Source organism: Propioniciclava sp. (genome assembly GCF_036744435.1).
Taxonomy (GTDB): domain Bacteria; phylum Actinomycetota; class Actinomycetes; order Propionibacteriales; family Propionibacteriaceae; genus Propioniciclava.
Window position 1 is genome coordinate 1 of the sequence record NZ_DAIOIA010000187.1, and the last position, 3,178, is coordinate 3,178.

The 3,178-nt window shown below is 69.3% G+C and carries 3 protein-coding genes; 1 reads left to right on the plus strand and 2 read right to left on the minus strand.

Going from position 1 to position 3,178, the window contains the following annotated elements; genetic code table 11:
• Window positions 1-87 precede the first annotated feature (87 nt).
• Complete coding sequence (locus V7E09_RS14865; protein ID WP_324511810.1) at window positions 88-1,275, minus strand: benzoate/H(+) symporter BenE family transporter; 1,188 nt, start codon at window positions 1,273-1,275, stop codon at window positions 88-90.
• 129 nt (window positions 1,276-1,404) lie between these two features.
• Window positions 1,405-2,340: a polyphosphate kinase 2 gene (gene ppk2, locus V7E09_RS14870; protein ID WP_324511809.1), complete on the minus strand. Its 936-nt coding sequence runs from the start codon at window positions 2,338-2,340 to the stop codon at window positions 1,405-1,407.
• A 70-nt stretch (window positions 2,341-2,410) separates the two neighbouring features.
• Between ppk2 and orn the strand changes: the two genes are divergently transcribed.
• A complete protein-coding gene (gene orn, locus V7E09_RS14875) occupies window positions 2,411-3,049 on the plus strand; it encodes an oligoribonuclease (protein ID WP_324511808.1) in 639 nt (212 codons plus the stop codon).
• Window positions 3,050-3,178 lie beyond the last annotated feature (129 nt).

Below are 3,178 nucleotides of genomic sequence, written 5' to 3' on the forward strand. Positions count from 1 at the left end.
GGCACTGGGCGAGCCCGCCGGGCGACTCCCCTGCCTCCCGGGACGCTTCGGCCAGCTGAGCACCGCCTTGCTGCGACAGACCTGACGTCAACCGGCGATGTCGCGCGAGCGTCGCCCGTGCAGGATCCCCCACAGCAGGCAGCCCGCGACCAGAGCCCAAAAGGCCGAGCCGATGCCCGCGACGACCAGCCCTGAGGACGCCACCACCACGGTGAGGACCGCGGCCACACGCTCGCTCGGCACAGCCAGCGCCTGCTGCAGCGACCCCACCAGTGCGCCGAACAGGCCGACAGCCGCTACCGTCGTGAACACCCCGGCCGGGGCCGTTTCGGCCACGGCCACGATGGCGCCGGCGCCCAGCCCGAGCCCCAGATACAGCACGCCTGCCGACACCCCGGCGATCCAACGCCGGTCGCGGTCGGGCCCCGCCTCGGGACCGGCGGCCAGTGCCGCCGAGATGGCGGCGAGGTTGATGGCATGTCCTCCGAAGACGGCGCCGATCACACTCCCCACACCGGTGCCGCCGATGGCGGCTCGCCAGGGGGTCGCGTAGCCGAAGCTGGACAGCACGGCGACGCCGGGGATGTTCTGGCTGGTCATCGTCACCAGGTACAACGGCACCCCCACGGCGATGATCGTGGGCAGGTCGAACGCCGGCGCCACCGCTTCCAGGGCGGGGGCGGCGTGCGTCCAGTCGGCCCGTCCGAACGCCCCGGTCGTGGCCAGCGCACCGAGTGCTGCCGCGAGCGCGCCGGGGACGGCCCATCGCGGGGCCACGCGCACCAAGACGGCCCAGGTCAACAGCACCGCCCCGATGGCGAACGGGCTGGTGGGCAACTCCTGGAACGGAGTCACGCACAGCGACACCAGCACCCCGGCGAGCATCGCACTGGCGATGCTGCCCGGGATCGCGCGGACGAGACGCGCCAGCGCAGGGACGAGGCCGGTGAGCGCGAGCAGTCCCCCGCACACGATGAACGCGCCCACGGCCGCGGCGAAACCCTGGGACGGCGTCGGGGCGGAGGCGAGCAGGGCGGCACCCGGGGTGGACCAGGCGACCGTGACTGGCGCGCGGCTCCACCAGGACAAGGCGATACAGGCCAGGCCGACGGTGACGGACAGGGCGATCAGCCCGGACGCCGCCTGGGTGGGGGTGGCGCCCATTCTCGCCAGCCCGGCGAGCACCACCGCGAACGACGACGCGAAGCCCACGACCGCCGTCACGACTCCGGCCAGGATCGGGGTCCATGCGCTGCTACGGCCCGACTCGTTCATGTCGGGTGACTCTAAAGGCGCGACGCCAGGGCGCTCTGCGGTGTCCGCCGCCCAGGAACGGCCAGCACCACGCCCACGTGCCGCTGCCACTCCGGGAGGGGCGCAGCGTCGCTCAGAACGAGCGCCGGGTCAGTCGCCGACGGTGTCGATCCCCCGGGAGACGATCAGCGGATCAGGCGGGGTGACGACCGAGTCGTCGCGTCCCTCGTAGTCGAACTGGTTGAGGAAGGCGCGCATCGCGTTGAGCCGGGCCCGCTTCTTGTCGTTGGAGCGGATGGTGATCCAGGGCGCATGGTCGGTGTCGGTGCGCTCGAACATCGCCTCCTTGGCGGCGGTGTAGTCCTCCCACCGGTCCAGGGATTCCAGATCCATCGGGGAGAGCTTCCACCGACGCACCGGGTCGATCTGCCGGATCGCGAACCGGGTGCGCTGCTCGCGCTGGGTCACGGAGAACCAGAACTTGGTGAGGTGGATGCCCGCGTCGACGATCATGCGTTCGAACTCGGGGGCCTGTCCCATGAAGATCTCGTACTGCTCGTCGGTGCAGAAGCCCATGACGCGCTCGACGCCGGCCCGGTTGTACCAGGAGCGGTCGAACAAGACGATCTCGCCGAACGTCGGGAAGTGCTCGATGTAGCGCTGGAAATACCACTGCCCCAGTTCGGTGGTCGTCGGCTTGGTCAGCGCGACCACCCGCGCCGCCCGCGGGTTCAGGTGCTCGGTGAAACGCTTGATCGTGCCGCCCTTGCCCGCGGCGTCGCGGCCCTCGAACAAGATGATGTGGCGCACATCGTGGTCCTGGCTCCAGTACTGGAGCTTGAGGAGTTCGACTTGGAGCTTGTACTTCTCGGCCTCGTACTCATCGCGCGTCAGCAACGTGTCGTAGGGGTAGTCCTCGCGCCACGTCTCCACGGCCCGGCCGCCCGGATCCACCAGCATGGGATCGGGGCCCTCCGCATCACCGACCGAGTAGCCCTCGTGGACGAGCTTGTCGATGAATTGGCGCAGATTCTCGCGCTGACCAGGCCCTTCATCGATCATCTCTTGAAGGCTGTGCTGGTCCATGACACTCCTGATTCGGCCGCGGTGGTGGTACCTCCCAGACTAACAAGCCCAATCGACCTACAGTGGAACTGTGAATGACGCATTGGTGTGGATCGACTGCGAGATGACCGGCCTCGACCTGGAGACGGACGCTCTGATCGAGGTCGCGGCGCTCGTGACCGACGGCAACCTGAACGTGCTGGGCGAGGGCATCGACGTGCTGATCACCCCTCCCACCGAGGCGCTGGAATCGATGGGCGACTTCGTCCGCGACATGCACACCAAGTCGGGCCTGCTCGACGCCCTGGCGACCGGCACCACCTTGGAGGACGCCGAGGCCCAGGTGCTGGCCTACATCCGCGAGTGGGTGCCCGAACCCCGGCAGGCACCGCTGGCCGGCAACACGATCGGCACCGACCGCAGCTTCCTGGCCCGCGACATGCCCGCCTTGGAGGGTCACGTGCACTACCGCAACGTGGACGTGTCCACCATCAAGGAGCTGGCACACCGCTGGTTCCCGCGCGCCTACTTCAACACCCCGACCAAGTCGGGCAACCACCGGGCCCTGGCCGACATCCAAGAATCCATCGAGGAACTGCGCTACTACCGCGAGGCGGTCTTCGTCCCCGCGCCCGGACCGGACGCCGCCGCCTTGCGCCGGATCGCTCGGACCCACCAAGGCGCGCTCACGGGCCACCGCCACCCCAAGGCCCCTGCTCCCACCGCCTGACGCCCGCTGCGCTGCCCCGATTTCCTGTGGCCGGCGCCACCGGCTATGCTGACCTTCGCTGTTCGCAGCAATGGTGGGTATAGCTCAGCTGGTAGAGCACCTGGTTGTGGTCCAGGATGTCGCGGGTTC